The organism is Ruegeria sp. R14_0 (genome assembly GCF_017743975.1).
Lineage (GTDB): Bacteria > Pseudomonadota > Alphaproteobacteria > Rhodobacterales > Rhodobacteraceae > Ruegeria.
The window spans coordinates 417,062-438,202 of record NZ_JAGHRC010000002.1; the positions used below are offsets into that span (position 1 = coordinate 417,062).

Below are 21,141 nucleotides of genomic sequence, written 5' to 3' on the forward strand. Positions count from 1 at the left end.
TGGTTTAACGACACACCCAAAGTGTGTTTGTTTTGCAAGCCAAATTTACCTAGGCATGAAAGCAAGTGCATTTCGGTGAAATACAATGTTCGCAAGATATTCGGTTTCTATCTCTGCTTTGATTTGTGTCTTTGGGCTTATTCTCGCGTTGGTTCTGTTCTTCGATCCCATTCGTGCGAGCTGGATGGGCACGGAAAACTCCAGCACTGCAACTACCGCAAAAACAGTAACTGAGGTCGGAGCCCAACCAGTTGCTGGAAAAGTTGACCCACATCTGATCGCCTATGTGCGTTACCGAACTGGTCACAATGGGACTGAGGAGTTTTCATACCGGTTAAGGATGCTTGAAGACTTCAAATTTGCACGTGAAAACCCACCGAGTCTCTGGCTCGAAACGATGCGCCCTGACTGGCCACAACACCCAGATGTTTCGCCCATCATTGGAAATTCGTGCTTGGAACCGCATCGTGGCGAAGCACTGACGACCGATAAAGACCTCGCGCTCGCCTATTCAAATTATGTGGTCTGCCGTGTTGTCGCCGAGAAAACTGATGGGTTTGATGGCGTCTATGACAAAGATGCGTCTCCAAAAGCAGTGATTGGGTTTCTCTGGGGCAAACCTAATCACCAGCCAGTTTCGCGGTCGCGAGAACGCTGCAATGCTGAGGCACGCGTTTGGGCAACCACGATTGCGCAACCCGATGACAGGTTCATTCTATGCGTCATGGTTGTGGATGCAGCAGAAGGTGTCGTTGAGAGCTATGCCTACGAATTGTCACCTGGTTACGTTTTTGCCTTGCCACAAAACGGGTCCGAGATGACATCGCGGTGGCGGCGAATTCCGACCAAGCGGCGAGCTTCAGCCAACTTGGAAACGTATATACAGATTCAGGATTGGATCAAAAACGATGATGACCGAAAACGTGCGCTAAAGGAAACTGGCCCAGGCATCTTGACTGCAATTTCAGAGTTACCACCGTCGCGAGATTTTAGCTTTGTCGAAGCCACCATCTCAGATGAGGTGATCAAACTGACGATTGAAGTTCAAAGACCCAACGAGTTCAAGACTTGGACAGGCAACAGTGCGGCTCGCAAAGCAGCAAGCTGGCTTCGGAAACCATTGTGTAATTCTGACCACGGCGGGGCTCTGTTGGCGTATCAGCAGAATGTCACGAGCTTCCGCGTGACTTTTGTAAAACCGGACCAGTCCCCGCTAAGAGAAACATGGCTACCGCCAATGCTCTGTATCTGAGGCTTGATGTTATCAGCATGCTTCGGAGAATTTTACGCAAACGGCAACTTTGTCCGTTCTCCCGCCTTCCGCCCTTTGTCGTTGACTTCGAATGTCTGCTCTGGGCCCAAAGAGCCAGATGCTGCGCCTTTGTTGAATGACCACTTGGGTCGTGACAGCAAGATGTGCCGGTTGGCGTGTTATGCGAATGGTTTGGCGGGTGCGGCTATAAACTTCTGCGGTGTCAGAGGCTATGTTCTGTTCCGACACCGAGGAATAAGAAAATGCAAACCCGCGACAGAATAAAGACGCCCGACACTTTCTGGAAAGCTCTCGAGAGCCTGTCGATTAGCCGCGCTGTGCTCATGCGAGATGCCAACCTTCCATCACGCGTGTTCTCGTCAGAGGGGCGCATGACGACGAGGCAGCTCTTCGCAATGTGGGAGGTCCTCCAAACCCTCGGCGGTGATGATATTGGCCTCGCGGTTACGGAAACAATGCATGAAGCAACCTTGCCGCCGTCCTTTCTTGTCGCGTTCCATGCCAAGAATGTTGGGGAGGCTTTGTATCGTGTCGCGCGGTTCAAAGCGCTTTGCGCGCCTGAAGAGTTTCGCGTGGCGGTCGAAGGCGACGGGTGTGCTGTGACAACTGCTTGGACCTATGCCAAGCAGACAGAACCCGACGCACTTACAGATGCGACCTTTACATTTCTTGTGAACATGGTCCGGGCGGGAACCGGACAAACATTATCGCCGAAAGGAATCGAGCTACGTCGGAGCCGAAGCGAACGGTTAGAGACCTGGTACGATTGCCCCATTTCGTGGAACGCTCCGCACGCCCGGATTACCTTCAACAAAGCGGACTTGGAGATACCCTTCACCAGCTACAATAGCGAACTTCTCGCGATGCTGGACGCGGCGCTCAATGCCGATTTGAATAAAGCCGAGAACAGCACGTCACTGACCGATCAAGTCCGTTGGCACCTGCGCCGCGCTCTGACTGCCGGTCGCCCGGAACTCCGCAGCATCGCGCGTGACATGGCCATCAGTGAGCGCTCCTTGCAGCGCCATCTGAAAAGCGAAGGCCACAGCTTTAAGTCGCTGCTATCAGACACGCGCCGCCAACTGGCGCGTGAATACCTGGACGAGCCTTATTTCGACATCAGCGAGATCGCATACCTTCTTGGATATGAGGACCAGGGGTCTTTCTATCGAGCCTTCCAGAAGTGGGAGCACCAAACCCCGGCAGAATGGCGTTCCCGCATTCCAGACAGCCCGGACAAGGTGCCTAACGACACCTAGCGTCGGCTTCTCTCAAACGACCTTCACCATGAACCACTTCCAACGGGCTCGGACGACCGGCCCCGAACAATCAAACTCGCCAATTGCAGGAGAAAAGAAATGACGGCTCAACCAACCCCGGAACAACTTGCAACACTCAAAGCGGTGGCCCGTGGCTATGTGTCCATTGATGGCGAGCGCGCACCAATCTTGGAGACACCCAAGGACTATGGGATGGAATACGAAGATGTCACGTTCACTGCCGATGACGGCATCAAACTGGCGGCCTGGTTTATCCCCGCTGAAGGGTCAGACAAGCTGATCATCTGCAACCATCCGACCACCCTCAATCGCTATGGTTATCCGGGGCATATGAAGCCCTGGAGCGATTTCCAGAACGTCGAAGTGAAGTTCGGTAAGGTTCACAAGGCTCTCCACGACGCGGGTTACAACGTTCTCGCCTATGACCTGCGCAACCATGGTGAAAGCGACTACGCTCCTGACAATGCCTGGGGTCAGGGATTCTCCGAGGAGTACAAAGATGTCATCGCGGCCTTTGACTACGTTAAGTCGCAGGAGCATCTGCGGGATATGAAAACCGGCCTCTTCAACCCGTGTGCCGGTGGTGGCGCTGCGATACACGCCATGACCGAGAACCCAGAGTATTTCGAGGACGTGAAAGCATTCGTTTGCGCTCAGCCTGCCTCAATCAACATCATGTCTAAGGTAGCCCTCGATGGCATGGGTTTGGGCGAGTTCTACGACACGTTTGTGCAAGAAGTCGAAAACGTCAGGGGACTAAACCTGAATGAAATGACGCCTCATCTGTTCGCCAAGAATATCAAGATGCCGACCTATATCGTGCAGAACAAAGATGATGTCTGGACGGTCCCGGAAGACGTGCAGACCACCTTTGACTTGCTGCCGAACCCGAACAAGAAGCTGCATTGGATCGAAGACGGCGGTACCCGCCGCTTCATCGGCTACAACTTCTTTGGTGAGCACCCTGAAACGATGGTCGAGTTCTTTGATACGCACATGAGCTAAAATTGACCTCGAGGAAGGTGCGGCCTGCCGTTCCTTCCTCGAAGATAGTCTCGCCGACTTCTAAGCGGTCATTCATGCGAAAGACCCCAATGTTTGCATTATCCGCAGCCCTGCCATCTGTGAAGTGCCGGGGAACGTCCGGAATGTAGTGAAGCAGACACAAGACCTAGTTACTCTGCGGTCGGCTTGGTCCGCTCAACCGCCGTTTGCGATCCAGTTTTGAATATCCGGTTCGCGACCTGCTGTATGAGCGAAAGGCTAAAGTAGGTTCATGGGCCGCTTCGGGCTCATAGCTACCTGAAATCCGCATATGAAAACGCCCGCCCAGCGGCGGGCGTTTTCGTTGTTTACAGCAGAAATTTACATCTTGGCCTTCTCCGATTTCAGCGCCAGCCACAGGCAGTAGCACATCATCAGAACGACCAGCGTGAAAGGTATCCCTGTCGACACCGCCGCGCCTTGCAGGGCGGACAATCCGCCGCCCAACAGCAGCGCGATGGCGACCAGACCTTCCAACGTGCACCAGAACACGCGCTGGATTACCGGCGCATCCATCTTGCCGCCTGCGGTGATCGTATCGATCACCAGCGAGCCGGAATCCGACGAGGTGACAAAGAACACCACGATCAGCACCAGCGCGATGGGGGCTACGATGCCGTAGAGCGGTAGCTCTTTCAGGAAGCCGAACAGGGCTCCTTCCGGGGCGTAACTGTCGATCACTGTGGCGCGGACACCTTCGGCTCCGCCTGCGTTCAGCATGTCGATGGCTGCGCCGCCAAAGGTCGACATCCACAGCGCGCAAACCGCCGTGGGGGCCAACAGCGCACAAAGGATGAACTCACGCACCGTCCGACCCTTGGAAATGCGGGCAATGAACATGCCCACAAAGGGCGACCATGCGATCCACCAGGCCCAGTAGAAGGTTGTCCAGCCGTGGAAGTAACTGGTGTCTTCCCGCCCGAATGGATTAGACAGCGCCGGTAGATGGGTCACGTAGTCCACCATCACGTTGAAATACCGCGCGATGGCCGTGCCGACGCCGGTGACAACGATGACAAAGATGAACAGGCCCACGGCCATGATCATGTTGATCTCACTCAACCGTTTGACGCCGGCATCCATCCCCATCAGAACCGAGCCCAGCGCAATCAGCGTGATACCGATGATCAGCAGGACCACAACGGTCGGACTGGGTTCGATACCAAACACTTCGTTCAGGCCCGCCGCAACCTGCTGCGCGCCAAGACCCAGCGAGGTGGTCAGGCCAAACAGCGTCGCAAACACCGCCAAAGTGTCGATGATATGACCCCACCAACCCCAGACACGTTCGCCCAGAATCGGGTAGAAGGCCGAACGCAGGGTCAGGGGAAGATCAAGGTTGTACGCAAAGATGGCCAAGCTCAGACCCACAGCGGCATAGACTGCCCAGCCTTCCAGCCCCCAGTGATGGATTGTGCCAACGATGCCGATATATTCATTGCCCGGAACCGCGATATCAATGCCCAGCGGGCGCGCATTACCGTCCTCGGCAAAATTGTAATACACGGGCTCCATGACCCCGAAGAACAAAAGCCCGATACCGATACCGGCCGCGAACATCATCGCAATCCATCCGGCATAGGAATAGTCGGGCTTTGCATCCTTGCCACCAATCCGAACCTTGCCCACCGGCAAGACGATCAGGACCAGGCAGAACAACGTGATTGCATCGACCGACAGGACCAGGAACCAGTCAAACGTGCTGGTCAGCCATGGCCGTAGCCAGCCAAACAGCGCTGCGGCACCTTCTTGATTGGCCAGTGCGATCAGAACAAACGCGAAGATCAGGATACTCGAGATCAAAAAGACCGGGTTGTGGATGTCCAGACCGAATGGCCGGACGTTGTCCTGCCCCAGTTCGTATTCGGTTTCGAAATCATAGATCCGTGGATCCGGATCCAGCATTTTCTTAGTCTGAGCCATACGATGCCCCTCTGTTCACTAGGTGCAAACGCCAAGGTATTCGGCCGACTGACGGATATGAGTGTTATACCCCCTTGGCGCGCTTCCGTCTTTTCAGCCGCGGGTTCAGTGGTAACAGGCTACACCGCAATCACTTTTTCACAAAACGCATTCGCGTATGGGAATGTGACGGTGTCGCGAGCATCCCTTGCGCGCCACTCTCCTTTGGGTAGATTTGGGGCATTCGTACTTTATGAAATTGACAAGTCCTGCCCCCAATGTGACCCTCATTCTCAACTCGCTTTTGCTGTCGATCCGCGTGACGCTGCGCATGATTGTCCCCATCCTTGTGATCATGCTTGCTTCGATCATTGTTTGGACGGTTCTGGGGGTCTTCACCCTCGGGATGGCTGGATACATCAGCGAGCCTGTTACAACCGCCTTTATCACCCTTTTCGGAATACGTGTGGCCCTTGAGTTGAAAGGCGACAAGCGGCACACGGATTTTCGGGCCATGGTCCTGTACTCCGCGATGTATGGGCTGTTTTTTGCCGCCGCTCTGGCCGTGATCGTTTTTGCTATCAACCTGTCGGCGATCGGTTTTGCCATGTGGCAGGTCGGAGAGCCCTTCTCGTTTACAGCCCTTCAGAATGCCGCCCGGTCCACGCAGGTCGCATTTGCTTTCATCGCTGTCGGCAGCAGTCTGATCGCAAAATGCATCGCGCTAGCCGCGTTTTATGCGGTGATGGCCGTGCCCCTGGCCAGCGCCGCACAGGCCTCGGGGCTGCGCGCGCCAAGTCACGCCTTTTTCAACGGGTTCGGACGCAGTTTTATCCCGCTGTTCTGCGTGTTTTTCGCCTCGATCTTCCTGCAAGTCTATTTCGGCTTCTTCACGACCTTGTACGCCTTGTTGCCGATCCTTTTGTCCGTGGTCTCGGTCATCACAGAGCAAGCTTTGCCGGACTTCGACCTTGAATTCATACTGAAAGGTGTTGCCTCGGGCGGGGCACTGCTATGGCTGAATGCGTGGCTCTGGTCGATCTCAGCCCTGGCGTTTCTGAAGACCGAGGATACTGGTACACCTCACCCTGTCGAACCGGTGGTGTCCGACCCCCTGCAAGATATCCGTGCCCTACGTAAATCGCGCGAGCAGTCCTTCTAAGGCGCATCCAAGGCCCAACGCATTCCCGATGCGGTTTCCCTTTCCTTTGATCGCATTCTCATGTATGCGCCTGACATCTGAGACGTTGTGCCCTGACCCCGGCACTCGAATGGAAGATAAAGTGGGGTCGGCGGCAATGGGGCCGCCATGCAAAACCGGAGACCCGCAGGGGCGGGAGTGCTCCGTTCTAGGATACGCATATGTTTGATGTAACGAAGAAATCGATGCAGTGGGGCGAAGAGACGCTGACACTGGAAACCGGCAAGGTTGCCCGTCAGGCGGATGGCACCGTGATTGCCACGCTGGGCGAAACCAGCGTCATGGCCAACGTGACCTTTGCCAAACAGCAAAAGCCCGGTCAGGACTTTTTCCCGCTGACCGTGCACTACCAAGAAAAATACTATGCCGCCGGTAAGGTTCCTGGTGGCTTCTTCAAGCGCGAGGCGCGCCCGACCGAGAAAGAGACGCTGACCGCACGTCTGATCGACCGACCGATCCGCCCGCTGTTCGTTGACGGCTTTAAAAACGAAGTTCTGGTGATGTGCACCGTGCTGTCCCACGATCTGGTCAACGACCCCGACATCGTTGCGATGATCGCAGCGTCCGCTGCCCTGACCATCTCGGGCGCGCCGTTCATGGGCCCTATCGCCGGTGCCCGCGTTGGTTTCGTGGATGGAGAATACGTCCTGAACCCGACCGTCGACGACATGCAGGACCTGCGCCTGAACCCCGAACAGCGTCTGGATCTGGTTGTTGCCGGCACCAAAGACGCCGTGATGATGGTTGAATCGGAAGCCTATGAGCTGTCCGAGGCAGAAATGCTGGGCGCTGTGACCTTCGCGCACGAGCAGATCCAGCCGGTTATCGACCTGATCATCTCGCTGGCCGAAGAAACCGCGAAAGAGCCGTTCGACTTCCAGGCCCCCGATTACTCGGAACTCTACGCCGCTGTTTCCGCAGCCGGTGAAGAGCAGATGCGCGCCGCCTTCGCGATCACCGACAAGCAAGAGCGCACCGCCGCTGTTGCCGCAGCTCGTGAAGCGATCAAGGAAGCACTGACCGAGGAACAGCTGGAAGACGCCAACCTTGGTTCGGCGATGAAAAAGCTGGAAGCCGGCATCCTGCGCGGCGACGTCGTCAAAGGCGGCAAGCGCATCGACGGTCGCTCGACCACCGATATCCGCGCCATCGAAGCCGAAACCTCGATGCTGCCGCGGACCCACGGTTCCGCCCTGTTCACCCGTGGTGAAACACAGGCTCTGGCCGTGACCACACTGGGCACCGGTGACGATGAGCAATTCATCGACGCGCTGCATGGCAACTTCAAATCGAACTTCCTGCTGCACTACAACTTCCCTCCGTATTCGGTGGGTGAAGTTGGCCGCGTTGGTGGCCCGGGCCGTCGTGAGATCGGCCACGGCAAGCTGGCATGGCGCGCCCTGCAGGCGGTTCTGCCTGCGGCAACCGACTTCCCCTACACGATCCGCATCGTGTCGGAGATCACGGAATCCAACGGCTCGTCCTCGATGGCGTCGGTCTGCGGCGGCTCGCTGTCGATGATGGATGCAGGTGTTCCGCTGAAAGCACCGGTTGCCGGTGTGGCCATGGGTCTGATCCTGGAAGATGACGGCAACTATGCCATCCTGTCGGACATTCTGGGTGACGAAGACCACCTGGGCGACATGGACTTCAAAGTGGCTGGTACCGAAAACGGCATCACCTCGCTGCAGATGGACATCAAGGTCGCGGGCATCACGCCCGAGATCATGGAGAAAGCCCTGGCGCAAGCCAAGGACGGCCGGATGCACATTCTGGGCGAGATGGGCAAAGCCCTGTCCGAGACCAACGAATTCTCGGTCCACGCCCCGCGCATCGAGACCATGAACATCCCCACCGACAAGATCCGTGAAGTGATCGGTTCGGGCGGTAAGGTCATCCGCGAGATCGTCGAGACCTCGGGTGCCAAGGTCGACATCAACGACGATGGCGTCATCAAGATCGCTTCGCCGGATGGTGAGTCGATCAAGAAGGCCTATGACATGATCTATTCGATCGTGGCCGAGCCTGAAGAAGGTCAGATCTACACCGGTAAAGTGGTCAAGATCGTCGACTTTGGTGCCTTCGTGAACTTCTTTGGCAAGCGCGACGGCCTGGTGCATGTGTCCCAGATCGAAAACCGCCGCCTGAACCATCCGTCGGATGTTCTTAAGGAAGGTCAGGAAGTAAAGGTCAAGCTGCTGGGCTTTGACGACCGCGGCAAGGTCCGCCTGTCGATGAAAGTCGTCGATCAGGAAACCGGCGAAGAGATCGTTCCCGAGAAGAAAGAAAAGAAAGAAGACGCAGAGTAATCTGCATTCCTTTTCAAATGATCAAGGCCCCGGTGCAAACGCCGGGGCCTTTTTAGTCAGGTTTGCGCCCGGCAACACTGGTTGCGCATCCGAAGAAGTGCCGTTTCAGCGATACCTCAAGACCGGCCTCGCGCAATGCCTGCGCCATATGCGCGCTGCTGCCGAAATTGCGCGTATAGGTGCCGATCATGCTGAAATCCTGCGCGCCGTTCAGAAAAAACCGCTCGATCTGTGGAAGCACCTTGTCCAGATACATCCGATAGACCGGCCGTAGGACCCAGCCGGTGGGATCAGAAGCTTCGATGAGGGCAAAGCACCCGCCCGGTTTCAGAATGCGCGCCACCTGACCCGCCAGTATCGACTGCTGTTCGGGATTGAAGGTTTTGAGCCCGAAGGTGGAGACAACCATGTCCGCAAAATGCTCGGGCAGGTCCGTCTCAAGCGCGTTGGCCTCCAGATGCGAGATCTTCTCGGCATATTGCCGGTGCAGCCGTTCCACCGCCTCGGTATGCATTCGGTGTGATATGTCCAGCGCCGTGATCGCGCCGATATCGGGAAAGCGCCGCAGCACGTGTGGCCAGACCTCACCCGTGCCCGCCATCAGATCAACGACCACTGCTGCGCCCCCGACAGGGGCCTACAGACGGGCAACACACTGGCGGCGCCATATCGAGGTGAAGCCAAAGGAACTGACCGCGCTCCAGCGTCGGTAGTTTGCCGAGCACCGGTCAAACAGGTCGGCAACGAATGCGGGATCATAAATGTCCTCATTCGCGGTCTCAGAGGTATCGGTCATTCAGAAATCTGCTCAATATTCCTGAATTTCACTCTAAAAGCCCAGATACCTTTGTCCATGTCTGAATGGGCAACAGAATTCCGGCCCGGCGCTGTATCTCGTGCCACTTGCTGTCAGAGCTCAAATGCACGCAAGCGGCACTGCGCCGCGAGCACAGTCTCAATCCTCTGGCCTTCTGCCCGGAGGCGCATGGCAGATTATGAATGCGCAACACCCGATGGTCCGTGCTTCATGACATGCCACTGGCCATAGCTGTCATTCAGATCAAGCTTGATCGCCGCATCCGCCTTGGTCGAAGCGCTACCGATCTCGGCCAGTGTGAATTCGATCCCGCCGGGGATGTCGATCCGCACGCGATGCGCACCGCCACCGTGGGGCGCCTGGATCGGCTGGCCCGTGGATCGCAGCACATCGCCAATCTCAACCCTGGCCTTGCGCCCATCCATGTCCATTTCGAAGTCAATCGGTGCGTAAAGGGTGTCATGGACCGTGTCACACATGGCCCTGAAAACGAACCAGTGGGTGGCCATTTCCTCGGTCTCCTCACCATGAAATACCTTCTCCAATGCCGCGCGCTGCGCGTCTGATGCACCGGGGTCTATGATCACCTGCATTTCTCCGCCGCCTTCGAAAATCGGGCCAGGCCAGGCGTAGATCAGCGCCGCCTTGGTGCCCGCAAGATCAAGGTCTCCAAAGTGACCCTTTGAGACGTCCAGCACTTCAAAGCCGCGGCAGTTTCCATGGGTCGGCATTTCTTCGAATTGGCAAGGGCAGGCGTAGCTGCAATTGCAATTCCCAAACGCGTCCCCTTCAATGTACCAATCTGTAAAAGCCATCGTCTTCTCCTGTGTTGAACAGTTCAAAGCCCGATGTCTGAGGTAACTTGCCCGTTTCAGGGACTATAACACGTTTTGGCTTTTCTCTGGAATTGACGCGCCCGCGCCAGACATCAGCTGACTCGCGCACCAAGCTTTTGGATTGATCCCTAGGCAATGTTTCTTTCCACTTCCTCTTCCCCCCAAGGCCACCGTGTTCTATGCACGACGCCATGAAATCTTTTGTCATCCACATGACCTCAAGCGCAGCGCGACGGCCCAACGCCGAATGGCTGTGCGCCCATCTGCCAAATGCAGAATTGTTCGAGGCTGTGAATGGCAAGGACCCTGAACAAATTGCCGATGTTCAGCTGTTTCCCGGCGATCTGTACAGGCCCAGATACCCTTTTCCGCTGCGTGCAGCTGAGATTGGAGTGTTTGAAAGCCACCGCCGTATCTGGCGCAAGATGGTGGATGAAAAGATTGATCGCGCGATCATCACCGAGGACGATCTGCGCATTGACCCGTGCCGCATGTCCGAAGCGCTAGAGATGCTGGAACCGATCGCGACCGAGGATCACTATATCCGTATTCCCGTGAAGCAACGCGAAGAAGCCGCGCTGACACTGGCCAAGCATAACGGGCTGCGTCTGATCCTGCCCAAGGTCATAGGCCTGCAATGTGTTTGCCAAATGGTGGGTCGGCGCGCGGCCGAACGTTTGCTGGCCGTGACAACCCAGATCGACCGCCCGGTGGATACATTCCTGCAGATGCATTGGGTAACAGGCCAGCCGATTTTGTCGCTGCAGGGCAGCGGCAATCAGGAAGTGGCTCAGGAGATCGGCGGATCCACCATTCAAAGCAGCCCGCCACTGGCAGACAAGCTAACGCGGGAGTTCAAGCGCGCGGCCTATCGTCGGAGACTCTATCAGTTTCCGCAGCACACGGCAGCCTGAGTGCGGTGAGTTGCGGGCGGGGCAAACAGCACCGCCCGCGCTGATTTAGCTGGGTGCTTTTGTCTTGCGCAGATATGGGAAGATGGTCTCAAACTCGCCAAACTTCTCTTTCGCTTCTTCATTCGAGACGGCAGGCGGGATGATGACGTCTTCGCCCGGCACCCAGTTTGCAGGGGTCGCAACGCCTTTCGAGCTCATCTGCAGCCCGTCCAACGCACGCAGGATTTCCGCAAAGTTGCGGCCCACAGTCATCGGGTAGGTCATCGACAGTTTCAGCTGTTTGTCCGGGCCGATGATAAAGACGGAACGCACGGTGGCGCTGTCTGCGGGGGTGCGCCCATCGGGCAGGTAAGCCTCGGCTGGCAGCATGTCGAACGCTTTGGAAACGGCCAAACCATCGTCAGCGATAATCGGGAAACCCGGATTGGCCTTTCCGTAGGCCTCGATGTCCTTCTTCCAGTTGCGGTGATCCTCGGCGCTGTCGACGGATACGCCGATCACCTTGGTGTTGCGCGCGGCCCATTCGTCGTTCAACTGCGCCACGGCGGAAAACTCGGTGGTGCAGACCGGAGTGAAATCCTTGGGGTGCGAGAACAGGATTGCCCAGCTGTCGCCGATCCAGTCATGAAACTGAATGGTGCCCTGATCCGTTTCTGCGGTGAAATTCGGAACGGTGTCATTGATGCGCAAACCCATGGGGCATCTCCTTTCGATGTGAATTATCCGAGTCGGTCGTCAAAGACCTAGTCACTCTGCGCCATTGTTAAACCATCCGCAGCCCAAATGGGTACGGATTTCTGAGGGAATAATTTGATCAAATTCCTCCTTGCCACGCTGACTGGCCAGTGCCAGAGTAGCGCAGATTCCCGATATCCGGGCCACAGGATCAGGAGAAAAAGCGATGATCGACAAGCGCAATTTCTACATCAACGGCGCATGGGTCGCCCCATCTGCGACGCATGATTTCGAGGTGATCAACCCCTCGACCGAAGAACCTTGCGCCGTAATTTCGCTGGGCGCGCAGGCTGACACGGACGCCGCCGTGGCAGCCGCCAAGGCCGCCCTGCCCGGCTGGATGGCAACCCCTGTGGAAGAACGCATCGCCCTGGTCGAAAAGCTGATCGGGATATACCAATCCAGGTCCGAGGATTTGGCGCAGGCTATGTCTCTTGAAATGGGCGCGCCTATCGACATGGCCCGCACGCAGCAGGCCGGCGCGGGGATCTGGCACCTTGGTAACTTTGTCAAAGCGGCAAAGGCGTTTCAATTTGACCGACCGCTGAGCGAGCACGCGCCCAATGACCGCATCATCTACGAGGCCGTTGGCGTCGCAACTCTGATCACGCCCTGGAACTGGCCGATGAACCAGATCACGCTCAAGGTCGGTGCCGCGGCTATTGCAGGCTGTACGATGGTTCTGAAACCGTCCGAACAAAGCCCGCTGAACGCGATGATCTTTGCCGAGATGATGGACGAGGCAGGCTTCCCTGCCGGTGTCTTCAACCTGGTGAATGGCGACGGGGTCGGCGTCGGCTCGCAACTGTCGGCGCATCCGGATGTGGACATGGTCAGCTTTACCGGCTCGACCCGGGCCGGGACGGCAATTTCCAAGAACGCGGCCGATACTTTGAAAAAGGTACACCTTGAGCTGGGCGGCAAAGGCGCAAACGTGGTCTTTGCCGACGCCGATGAAAAGGCGGTCAAACGCGGCGTTTTGCACATGATGAACAACACCGGCCAAAGCTGTAACGCCCCCAGCCGTATGTTGGTGCAGCGCCCGATCTATGACCAGGCCGTTGAGACTGCGGCCGAAGTGGCCAACATGGTCTCGGTCGGCAGCGCGCAGGACGAAGGCCGCCACATCGGCCCTGTTGTGAACGAAGTGCAGTGGACCAAAATTCAGGACCTGATCCAGAAGGGCATAGACGAAGGCGCCCGTCTGGTTGCAGGCGGCACAGGTCGACCAGAGGGTCTAAACAAGGGCTACTACGTGCGCCCCACCGTCTTTGCCGATGCCAACAACCAGATGACCATCGCACGCGAAGAGATCTTTGGCCCGGTTCTGACGATGATCCCCTTTGATACCGAAGAAGAGGCTGTCGAGATCGCCAATGACACACCTTACGGCCTGACCAACTATGTTCAGACTCAGGACGGCGACCGCGCCAACCGAATGGCGCGCGTGTTGCGATCCGGTATGGTCGAGATGAACGGCAAGTCCCGCAGCGCTGGGTCGCCCTTTGGCGGCATGAAACAGTCCGGCAACGGGCGCGAAGGCGGTCTGTGGGGGCTTGAGGATTTCCTTGAGGTCAAAGCTGTCTCGGGTTGGACGGCCTGACAAAAGGAACGCATGATCATTTGGCGAGGCGCCGATGACGCCGCGTTCTTATGCGGGTTGTTCCTTTGACTGCTGAAGTTCCGAGTCCGGCTCAAGATGGATGACGAACACCGAACCGGGGTATTTTCGAACCAAGGCTTCTTCGATGTCGTCGCAGATGTCGTGCGCATCGGCGACCGACATCGCCCCATCGACCACAAGGTGGAATTCCACGAAGATCATATTGGCTGACCGGCGTCCGCGCAGGTCATGATATTCCAGCGCTGGACCAAGATTGGCCTCGATCGTGTCGCGCACGGTACTCATCTCACTGTCGGTCAAAGAGGCGTCCATCAGCCCGTCGACCGAGCTGCGGATAACCTTCCACCCCTCCCATAGGATGTTGATCGCGACCAGAATCGCGATGATCGGATCCAGGATGAACCAACCCGTCGCCATCGCAACCAGCAAGCCCGCCACAACGCCGACTGAGGTCATCAGGTCGGTCAGAATGTGCTTGCCGCTGGCAACCAAAGCAGGGGAGTCTTCGCGCCGACCGATCCGCAACAGCAGAAACGCCCAGATACCGTTCAGGCATGTCGCGCCCACATTGATGGCAATACCCAGCATCGGTGCACCCGCGAGATGCGGTTCAAACAGGGCCGACGTGGCCTCGCGCAGGATCAACAGGGCCGCGAGAACGATCAGTGTACCTTCGACCACAGCCGAGAGGTATTCGGCCTTCTTATGTCCAAACGGGTGCTTTTTGTCCGGTGGCATGCCCGAAATACGCACCGCAAAATATGCCAGCAGCGCCGCCGCGACGTTCACGACCGATTCCAGAGCATCCGACAACAGCGCGACAGACCCGGTGACCCACCACGCCAGCAGTTTGAGCATCAGCACCGCAACCGATACCGGAATGGCCCAGGCCGCAATGGTTTGCGTGATGTTTCTGCTCGGCTGCCTCATAAGTCCTGACTATCATAGGACACTTGGACAGGCAGGCTCTTTTTGGCGTGACTACGCGTCCGCTTGGGCGGCCTCATAGGCCAGCATGGCGCGTTTGACCGGCAGGCCCCAATGATAGCCACCCAATCCGCCGGATTTTCGCAACGCCCGGTGACAGGGGATCAGCCAGCTGACCGGGTTACGTCCCACCGCCGTTCCGACCGCACGCACTGCCTGGGGCGATCCCACGCGTTGGGCAATCTCGGAATAAGTCGTGACTTGGCCGGACGGAATATGCATCAGCGCCTCCCACACCTTGATCTGCAAAGGTGATCCAATGAGGTAGAGCGGCGTGGGCTCCAACCGGTCGCTGGCTGCACCAAAGGCGCTGAGGACCCAAGGCCGTAGCCGCATCGGGTCTTCGACGAATTCGGCGTTTGGCCAGCGCGAGATCATGTCCTCCATCGCAGCCTCTTCCCCGGTTTCAGCCCCGAAGGCCATTCCACAGATGCCTTTGTCCGTCCCCATGACCAGTGCCGGACCAAACGGGCATTCGAACCAGCCCCAGTAGATCGTCAAACCTGCGCCTTTGCGGGCATATTCGCCGGGGCTCATGGATTCCCATTTCAGGAACAGATCGTGCAGACGACCACTGCCGGACAAGCCCACATTGTGCGCCGTCTCAAGCGTGGTGAACCGTTCCCGCAACAGCGCCTTGGCATGGCCAAGGGTCAGGTATTGCTGGTAACGCTTGGGCGACACACCTGTCCAACGCGAGAAAAGACGTTGGAAATGCGCGGGGCTCATGTCCATCTCGCGGGCCAGTTCTTCAAGGCTCATGCCCTCGCCGCCTTGATCGATCAGGTCGATGGCACGGCGCATGACGTTGTAGTGGTATCCGCTTTCCGGGGTCTGGACGTTCATGACTCTCACCTCGTTGTCTTGTTCCAACCATAACCTGCGGGCCACGCCCTCGCGACCCGGAACATGCGCATTGGCTTTGCACTTGTATCGCCGCGTCCTGAACGGCATTAAGGCCCGGATGGCAAAGCAGCTTGGATATCACACGATCCGCGAGATCTTTACGCGTTTTCACGACGCCGACCCCGCACCCAAGGGGGAGCTGGATCATGTGAACGTCTACACCCTGGTGGTCGCAGTTGCGCTGTCAGCGCAGGCGACCGATGCGGGCGTCAACAAAGCCACGAAAGAGCTGTTCAAGATCGCCGACACTCCGCAGAAAATGCTGGATCTGGGCGAAGAGGGTCTGATCGAGCATATCAAGACCATCGGCCTGTTTCGGCAGAAGGCTAAAAATGTCATCAAGCTCAGCCGTATTCTGGTCGATGATTATGGTGGCGAAGTGCCCAATTCCCGTGCCGCTTTGCAGTCTCTGCCCGGTGTCGGGCGCAAGACGGCCAACGTTGTGCTGAACATGTGGTGGCAATACCCGGCGCAGGCGGTGGACACCCATATTTTTCGGGTCGGCAACCGCTCGGGCATCTGCCCCGGCAAGAATGTCGACGCCGTCGAACGCGCCATCGAAGACAACATTCCAACCGATTTCCAGCTGCATGCGCATCACTGGCTGATCCTGCATGGCCGCTATCACTGTAAGGCGCGCAAACCCATGTGCGGCACCTGCATCATCCGCGATCTCTGCGAATTTGAGGATAAGAACCTATGAAAACCTATCAACTGACCGGCATCGGTAACGCTGTTGTAGACGTGATTTCCCAGGCCGATGACAGTTTCCTAGAGCTGATGGGCATCGAGAAAGGCATCATGCAACTGATCGAGCAGGAGCGTGGCGAGGTACTTTACGCCTCGATGGAAAGCCGGGTGCAGACGCCGGGTGGATCGGTTGCCAACACCATTGCTGGCGCAGGCGCACTGGGGCTGGATTCGGCGTTTATCGGGCGCGTCCACGACGACGCTCTGGGCCGGTTCTATGCGGACGCAATGAATGAAGATGGCGTCGACTTTGTGAACCCCCCGGTCCCGGGTGGTGAGCTGCCGACCTCGCGCTCGATGATCTTTGTCTCGCCCGATGGCGAGCGGTCGATGAATACCTACCTTGGGATTTCCTCGGAACTGTCGTCTCAAGACGTCTCGGAAGAGGTCGCAGGCAATAGCCAGATCATGTTCCTTGAGGGGTATCTGTTCGACAAGGAAAAGGGCAAGGCGGCGTTCCTAGAGGCGGCGCGCAACTGTCACAAAGGCGGCGGCAAGGCCGGCATCGCCATCTCCGACCCGTTCTGCGTGGAACGTCACCGCGTGGATTTCCTGCTGTTGATCGAAAACGAACTGGATTTCGTGATCGGCAACGAGGCCGAGATCAAGTCGCTGTTCGAAACCGATGATCTGGAAGAAGCGCTGGCCAAAACCGCTGCGATCTGCCCGCTGGTCGTGTGCACACGGTCAGGCGATGGCGTGACCGTTCTGAGTGAGGGCACGCGCTTTGACGTGCCGGTAGAAAAGGTTGTCCCTGTGGATGCAACCGGCGCAGGCGATCAGTTTGCAGCGGGCTTCCTGTTTGGCATGGCCACGGGTCGCGACTATGAGACCTGCGCCAAGATCGGCAATGTCTGTGCCCGCGAAGTCATCAGCCATATCGGCCCCCGTCCCGAGGCCAACATGCAGGAATTGCTGCGCGCCGAAGGGCTGCTGTAGCCGCCAGCTATGATCCAGCCGCCGCGTCGTTCAGCGCCCAGTCGTACTGGTATGCTTTGACACGCGGCGTCTGTTGCAGGCGCATGCGCAGATCAGGCTCTGCCGCAGTTTCGATATTGGCCAGAACAGCCTTTTCGTTCGGGCCAAAGTCCTCTCGGAACCAGATATAGATTTTGGACATTATAAGCCCGCCACGGTCATCAAACCGCACGCCGCGCGGGTCGTTGACATAGGCGCGCTCGGCTGCCGCAAAGTCGCGTTCCAGTGTTTCAGCGCGCCACGCACGGTCCATCAGGTTGGGGCACCCAACTGCGGCGCAGTTGAGCGCATAGTGAATGCGCGGTTCGTTGAACGTGGGCCGGATGATGCGATGTTCGATGTCATTGAGCGTCAACGCTTGACCCGCCACCTGCGCAAGCGGGCGGTTCCACGGCCCAATCGAGAGCGGCCCGTCCTTGATGTCACGGATCGAGGCGACCGGGTAATTCTCAAGCACCACATCGACTGTCAGCGCATTGTACAGGTTGATCCAATAGGCAAGTTGCTGATCACGGGTCAGTTGCGCAGGATCGGTGGCTTGCAACGCGGTAAGGTAGCTCTGCAAATTCGTCCGATCCTCGGGCGACACCTGCCCATAGGCCACCCGGTTCACCCCTTGCGCATCCGTGACAACATAGCGGTCCAGAAACCTGTCCCAGACACGGTGGTCGATCGCCTCGCCAGGCGGCGACGCAAAACGGGTTAGCGTCTGCCCTGGAAGGGCCTCAGGTGCTGGCAGGGCCAGACGTTCGACGTTGGCACAGGCGGCCAGCACCGGCAGCAAGAGCAGGATCAGAAGATTTCTCATGACGCGTCCTTTTGGGTTCGCCGCAGGGCCCGCATCTGCCCCTTGAGCCGTTTGAGAGGGGCCAGCGCCGGGTCGTTCAGATCCGGCAGGTCGGAACCGCCGGACAGGCGTGGAACCGCAGCGTTCCACCAACTTGGGCCGGTTGGGCCATCGATGCGCTCGGGCGTTGCCAGATGCAGGTCGCGCTGCGCGTTGTGAACGCACATGGACAGTGGACCGTTCGCCGTGGCAACCATGAAAACGCACGAGGCGCAGCGGTCCTCCTCCAAAGCATCCGCTGCCATGAAATTATGGACGAAAACCGATTGCCGCCGGACCGGGCCGCGCAACAGGCCGCGGCCCAGACGCAAGACGCAGCCAAGAAGATGCACGCCCGCTCTTGCAGCCAGCAACGGGTTTCTCCGCACCAGACGCCAAACGCTGTCGCGGATGTCGATATGGCCGTCTGTCGACTCATCGACCTGCGCAAGTGCGGCCATCACCTGATGTGTCAGTCGCTTTGCAGACAGAACTGAAACCGCGCGCCCGCCGGCCGTGACGACGCTGGCATAGCGGTTGCATTTGGAATGACCGACAGCAGCCGTGTCAAAATGCATCGGTGTTTCGTACCCGGCCTCAATCGCGTGAATCACACTGACCTGCGTGATCGCATCAGGCCTTTCGCGCAGCACTCCACGCCCTGTATCGGCCTGCATCTGGAACGAGACAAAGGCGACCTCGGGCTGATCGCGCAGGAACCGCGCCAGCGCGGGTAATTCATCGAAATTACCACCAAACACGGTCGTATTGAACAACACCCGCAGACCCAGCCCGCTTGCGTGGCGGATATAGGCAAGGCGCACAACGTTCAGTTCAGCCTCGCTGTCGAACCCCTTGCGTTCTTGGGTCATGTCCACATGAAAGGCCACGTCATCCAGACCCGCCGCTGCAAGCCGCGTCAGAAAGGCCCGGCTGGCGCGGATACCATTGGTCATCAGGCAGGATCGCATGCCCAGACGTTTGATCTCGCGGCACAGGGCCTCAAGGTCTTCGACCTTGCGCAGGGTCGGATCGCCGCCCGTGAGTTGGACCGAGACACCGGGGCCATAGTGACTGTGGATCGTAGCGATCCGCGCGAACAGCACCGAGAGTGGCGGATCATAAGTCATCTCGGCCCGGTCCGAGAGATAACAGAGCGTGCAATCCAGATTGCAACGCTGGGTGACTTCCAGCGCAACGCAAGCGATGGGATAGAACCGGCCTGCGGTCTGGCCAGCACCATATTCGCCGCATCCCTGCAAACCGCCACGCAGCGGAGCGCGGCGGTCAGTACCTGTGAACTTACGCCCGGCGGGGGAGATAGCAAAAGGAATAGGCGGGGTATCTTTCATGCGTCCCAAGCTAGAGACGCAGCGCGACCCGATCCACGCCCCCTCACGGCAAGTTGTCACAGGGTGATCAACAGGTCAGTGCGCCAAAATTTCGCCAAAAAATCAAGCTATCCGACAGGGATTGAAAAAAGGAATTTGACCACAAATGACCAAGCGGGTGGCAGTTCTGATTGATGGGGATAATCTCAGCCCCACCTTCGGAGACGCAATTCACCAGATCGGGCGGAATGGCGGGCAAGTCGATATTGCCCGGGTTTATACGGACGCCCAGCGCAACTCACTTTGGCACGAAGCGACACTGTTTCAACTGATCCACAGCGGCAAGGGAAAGAATGCCTCTGACCTTCTGCTGGCCATCGACGCAATGGAGCTGGCTTTGCGACAAATTGTCGATACGGTGGTGATCGCCAGTTCGGACGGAGATTTCGCGCACCTACACCGCCGATTGCGGGAATTCGGGATCGGGACGATTGGCCTTGGCGAACAAAAAACCCCACGTTCTCTGCGGGACAGCTGCACAAGGTTTCTCGAACTTCCGCAAAATCAAAATGATGTCCCCCACTCACACAACAAAACAGTGCGCCTGCCGTCTGATCTGGACGAGAAAATTCAAAGTGTCATTGCCGTCGGCAGCAAAAGTGGACGGGGGATACCCATCGCCGATCTCAACGTGCGAATGCGTCGATTGCACGACATCAAGATCAGTACCTACCCTGAAAAGACCTGGCGCGGCTACTTATCAGTACGGAAACATCTGTTTGAATTGGACCCCAAAGGCCCTGATGCGCATGTGCGTTTCCGACCAGACAGCTTCGCAGAAACCCATCAGCCCAAATAGTCCCCAAACGCCGCAACCACCTGCTGATAAACCTCGCGTTTGAACGGCACGATCTCGTCGATCAGTTTGCCGGGGTCCTGCCATTTCCACTGGGTGAATTCCGGGTGCTCGGTCTGGATGTTGATCTGGTCGTCGCGGCCGGTGAACCGCAGTAAAAACCATTTCTGTTCCTGCCCGCGATACCGGCCTTTCCAGATTTTAGGCACGATGTCATGCGGCAGATCATAGGGCAGCCAGCCATCCGTCTCGGCCATGACCTCGACCAGATCGGCGGTCACGCCGGTTTCCTCCCAAAGCTCTCGCAAGGCCGCGTCGCGGGGATCTTCGCCCTTGTCGACGCCCCCCTGCGGCATCTGCCAGGCCTCTTTGTGACGATCATTGCGCTGGCCGACGAAAATCTTGCCCTCATCATTCATCAGCATAAGTCCCACGCAGGGGCGATAGGGCAGTTTGGCGATTTCTTCGGGGGTCATGCGCGGCCTCGTGAATTATGTTGGAAACTCTGTAACAAGCGTTTCAGAAACAGCAAAGGGTTTGACGTTAGGTTTCACGTGACAAAGTTGACGCAA

General features: G+C 57.6%; 20 protein-coding genes. 10 read left to right on the forward strand and 10 right to left on the reverse strand.

What is annotated here, in order from left to right; translation table 11 throughout:
- Positions 1 to 85: 85 nt before the first annotated feature.
- The 3 genes from J7416_RS08130 to J7416_RS08140 all read left to right on the forward strand — a co-directional run bounded on the left by J7416_RS08130 (position 86) and on the right by J7416_RS08140 (position 3,558).
- Entirely contained in the window at positions 86 to 1,252 is a 1,167-nt protein-coding gene (locus J7416_RS08130; protein ID WP_209224217.1) for a hypothetical protein, read from the forward strand.
- A gap of 263 nt (positions 1,253 to 1,515) precedes the next feature.
- Positions 1,516 to 2,532, forward strand: a complete 1,017-nt coding sequence (locus J7416_RS08135) for an AraC family transcriptional regulator (RefSeq protein ID WP_209224218.1) — start codon at positions 1,516 to 1,518, stop codon at positions 2,530 to 2,532.
- A gap of 99 nt (positions 2,533 to 2,631) precedes the next feature.
- Positions 2,632 to 3,558 carry an alpha/beta hydrolase gene (locus J7416_RS08140; protein ID WP_209224219.1) on the forward strand — a complete coding sequence of 309 codons (927 nt, stop codon included), beginning with the start codon at positions 2,632 to 2,634 and terminating at the stop codon, positions 3,556 to 3,558.
- A 360-nt stretch (positions 3,559 to 3,918) separates the two neighbouring features.
- Here the strand turns inward: J7416_RS08140 and J7416_RS08145 are convergent, their stop codons facing one another.
- Entirely contained in the window at positions 3,919 to 5,520 is a 1,602-nt protein-coding gene (locus J7416_RS08145) for a BCCT family transporter (protein WP_209224220.1), read from the reverse strand.
- A 232-nt stretch (positions 5,521 to 5,752) separates the two neighbouring features.
- On the opposite strand from J7416_RS08145, the gene J7416_RS08150 reads away from it, so the two are divergent.
- Both J7416_RS08150 and pnp read left to right on the forward strand, forming a co-directional pair.
- Positions 5,753 to 6,661, forward strand: a complete 909-nt coding sequence (locus J7416_RS08150; protein ID WP_209224221.1) for a hypothetical protein — start codon at positions 5,753 to 5,755, stop codon at positions 6,659 to 6,661.
- Positions 6,662 to 6,861: 200 nt separating this feature from the next.
- The gene (pnp, locus tag J7416_RS08155; protein ID WP_209224222.1) at positions 6,862 to 9,009 is read left to right on the forward strand and encodes a polyribonucleotide nucleotidyltransferase; all 2,148 of its coding nucleotides are present in this window, start codon (positions 6,862 to 6,864) and stop codon (positions 9,007 to 9,009) included.
- 52 nt (positions 9,010 to 9,061) lie between these two features.
- On the opposite strand, the gene J7416_RS08160 is transcribed toward pnp, so the two are convergent.
- The 3 genes from J7416_RS08160 to J7416_RS08165 form a co-directional block, all read right to left on the reverse strand.
- Positions 9,062 to 9,625, reverse strand: a complete 564-nt coding sequence (locus J7416_RS08160) for a class I SAM-dependent methyltransferase (protein WP_348540254.1) — start codon at positions 9,623 to 9,625, stop codon at positions 9,062 to 9,064.
- 21 nt (positions 9,626 to 9,646) lie between these two features.
- On the reverse strand, positions 9,647 to 9,805 hold the full coding sequence (locus J7416_RS22615; RefSeq protein WP_247744173.1) for a hypothetical protein: 159 nt from the start codon (positions 9,803 to 9,805) through the stop codon (positions 9,647 to 9,649).
- Between the two features lie 197 nt (positions 9,806 to 10,002).
- Positions 10,003 to 10,641 (reverse strand): DUF1326 domain-containing protein, encoded by a 639-nt coding sequence (locus J7416_RS08165; RefSeq protein ID WP_209224223.1) that lies wholly within the window; start codon positions 10,639 to 10,641, stop codon positions 10,003 to 10,005.
- Between the two features lie 212 nt (positions 10,642 to 10,853).
- Between J7416_RS08165 and J7416_RS08170 the strand changes: the two genes are divergently transcribed.
- A complete protein-coding gene (locus J7416_RS08170) occupies positions 10,854 to 11,576 on the forward strand; it encodes a glycosyltransferase family 25 protein (protein ID WP_209224224.1) in 723 nt (240 codons plus the stop codon).
- A 45-nt stretch (positions 11,577 to 11,621) separates the two neighbouring features.
- Here the strand turns inward: J7416_RS08170 and J7416_RS08175 are convergent, their stop codons facing one another.
- Complete coding sequence (locus tag J7416_RS08175; protein WP_209224225.1) at positions 11,622 to 12,272, reverse strand: peroxiredoxin; 651 nt, start codon at positions 12,270 to 12,272, stop codon at positions 11,622 to 11,624.
- A 205-nt stretch (positions 12,273 to 12,477) separates the two neighbouring features.
- Between J7416_RS08175 and J7416_RS08180 the strand changes: the two genes are divergently transcribed.
- Complete coding sequence (locus tag J7416_RS08180) at positions 12,478 to 13,914, forward strand: aldehyde dehydrogenase family protein (protein WP_209224226.1); 1,437 nt, start codon at positions 12,478 to 12,480, stop codon at positions 13,912 to 13,914.
- Positions 13,915 to 13,962: 48 nt separating this feature from the next.
- On the opposite strand, the gene J7416_RS08185 is transcribed toward J7416_RS08180, so the two are convergent.
- Positions 13,963 to 14,865, reverse strand: coding sequence for a cation diffusion facilitator family transporter (locus J7416_RS08185; protein WP_209224227.1), 903 nt, complete (start codon positions 14,863 to 14,865; stop codon positions 13,963 to 13,965).
- A gap of 51 nt (positions 14,866 to 14,916) precedes the next feature.
- A complete protein-coding gene (locus J7416_RS08190) occupies positions 14,917 to 15,768 on the reverse strand; it encodes a bifunctional helix-turn-helix domain-containing protein/methylated-DNA--[protein]-cysteine S-methyltransferase (RefSeq protein WP_209224228.1) in 852 nt (283 codons plus the stop codon).
- Positions 15,769 to 15,886: 118 nt separating this feature from the next.
- On the opposite strand from J7416_RS08190, the gene nth reads away from it, so the two are divergent.
- Both nth and J7416_RS08200 read left to right on the forward strand, forming a co-directional pair.
- Entirely contained in the window at positions 15,887 to 16,531 is a 645-nt protein-coding gene (nth, locus tag J7416_RS08195) for an endonuclease III (protein ID WP_170426444.1), read from the forward strand.
- Entirely contained in the window at positions 16,528 to 17,517 is a 990-nt protein-coding gene (locus J7416_RS08200) for an adenosine kinase (RefSeq protein WP_209224229.1), read from the forward strand. Before nth ends, J7416_RS08200 begins: the two co-directional genes overlap by 4 nt.
- Before the next feature lie 7 nt (positions 17,518 to 17,524).
- Here the strand turns inward: J7416_RS08200 and J7416_RS08205 are convergent, their stop codons facing one another.
- Together J7416_RS08205 and J7416_RS08210 are read right to left on the reverse strand one after the other, a co-directional pair.
- Positions 17,525 to 18,364, reverse strand: coding sequence for a DUF547 domain-containing protein (locus tag J7416_RS08205; protein ID WP_209224230.1), 840 nt, complete (start codon positions 18,362 to 18,364; stop codon positions 17,525 to 17,527).
- Complete coding sequence (locus tag J7416_RS08210; RefSeq protein ID WP_209224231.1) at positions 18,361 to 19,734, reverse strand: radical SAM protein; 1,374 nt, start codon at positions 19,732 to 19,734, stop codon at positions 18,361 to 18,363. The genes J7416_RS08205 and J7416_RS08210 overlap by 4 nt, the downstream gene beginning before the upstream one ends.
- A 145-nt stretch (positions 19,735 to 19,879) precedes the next feature.
- On the opposite strand from J7416_RS08210, the gene J7416_RS08215 reads away from it, so the two are divergent.
- Entirely contained in the window at positions 19,880 to 20,572 is a 693-nt protein-coding gene (locus J7416_RS08215) for an NYN domain-containing protein (protein ID WP_209224232.1), read from the forward strand.
- Here J7416_RS08215 and J7416_RS08220 read toward each other — a convergent pair.
- Entirely contained in the window at positions 20,560 to 21,045 is a 486-nt protein-coding gene (locus tag J7416_RS08220) for an RNA pyrophosphohydrolase (RefSeq protein ID WP_209224233.1), read from the reverse strand. The two genes, J7416_RS08215 and J7416_RS08220, sit on opposite strands and share 13 nt — an antisense overlap.
- Between the last annotated feature and the right edge of the window lie 96 nt (positions 21,046 to 21,141).

Excerpts from the sequence above, each read along its gene's own strand:
- J7416_RS08185 (WP_209224227.1), bottom strand. The coding sequence starts at position 14,865 with ATGAGGCAGCCGAGCAGAAACATCACGCAAACCATTGCGGCCTGGGCC.
- J7416_RS08180 (WP_209224226.1), top strand. The coding sequence starts at position 12,478 with ATGATCGACAAGCGCAATTTCTACATCAACGGCGCATGGGTCGCCCCA.
- J7416_RS08190 (WP_209224228.1), bottom strand. The coding sequence starts at position 15,768 with ATGAACGTCCAGACCCCGGAAAGCGGATACCACTACAACGTCATGCGC.
- J7416_RS08130 (WP_209224217.1), top strand. The coding sequence starts at position 86 with ATGTTCGCAAGATATTCGGTTTCTATCTCTGCTTTGATTTGTGTCTTT.
- J7416_RS08145 (WP_209224220.1), bottom strand. The coding sequence starts at position 5,520 with ATGGCTCAGACTAAGAAAATGCTGGATCCGGATCCACGGATCTATGAT.
- pnp (WP_209224222.1), top strand. The coding sequence starts at position 6,862 with ATGTTTGATGTAACGAAGAAATCGATGCAGTGGGGCGAAGAGACGCTG.
- J7416_RS08200 (WP_209224229.1), top strand. The coding sequence starts at position 16,528 with ATGAAAACCTATCAACTGACCGGCATCGGTAACGCTGTTGTAGACGTG.
- J7416_RS08220 (WP_209224233.1), bottom strand. The coding sequence starts at position 21,045 with ATGACCCCCGAAGAAATCGCCAAACTGCCCTATCGCCCCTGCGTGGGA.
- J7416_RS08210 (WP_209224231.1), bottom strand. The coding sequence starts at position 19,734 with ATGAAAGATACCCCGCCTATTCCTTTTGCTATCTCCCCCGCCGGGCGT.
- J7416_RS08140 (WP_209224219.1), top strand. The coding sequence starts at position 2,632 with ATGACGGCTCAACCAACCCCGGAACAACTTGCAACACTCAAAGCGGTG.
- J7416_RS22615 (WP_247744173.1), bottom strand. The coding sequence starts at position 9,805 with ATGACCGATACCTCTGAGACCGCGAATGAGGACATTTATGATCCCGCA.
- J7416_RS08165 (WP_209224223.1), bottom strand. The coding sequence starts at position 10,641 with ATGGCTTTTACAGATTGGTACATTGAAGGGGACGCGTTTGGGAATTGC.
- J7416_RS08175 (WP_209224225.1), bottom strand. The coding sequence starts at position 12,272 with ATGGGTTTGCGCATCAATGACACCGTTCCGAATTTCACCGCAGAAACG.
- J7416_RS08170 (WP_209224224.1), top strand. The coding sequence starts at position 10,854 with ATGAAATCTTTTGTCATCCACATGACCTCAAGCGCAGCGCGACGGCCC.
- J7416_RS08150 (WP_209224221.1), top strand. The coding sequence starts at position 5,753 with ATGAAATTGACAAGTCCTGCCCCCAATGTGACCCTCATTCTCAACTCG.
- J7416_RS08215 (WP_209224232.1), top strand. The coding sequence starts at position 19,880 with ATGACCAAGCGGGTGGCAGTTCTGATTGATGGGGATAATCTCAGCCCC.
- nth (WP_170426444.1), top strand. The coding sequence starts at position 15,887 with ATGGCAAAGCAGCTTGGATATCACACGATCCGCGAGATCTTTACGCGT.
- J7416_RS08205 (WP_209224230.1), bottom strand. The coding sequence starts at position 18,364 with ATGAGAAATCTTCTGATCCTGCTCTTGCTGCCGGTGCTGGCCGCCTGT.
- J7416_RS08135 (WP_209224218.1), top strand. The coding sequence starts at position 1,516 with ATGCAAACCCGCGACAGAATAAAGACGCCCGACACTTTCTGGAAAGCT.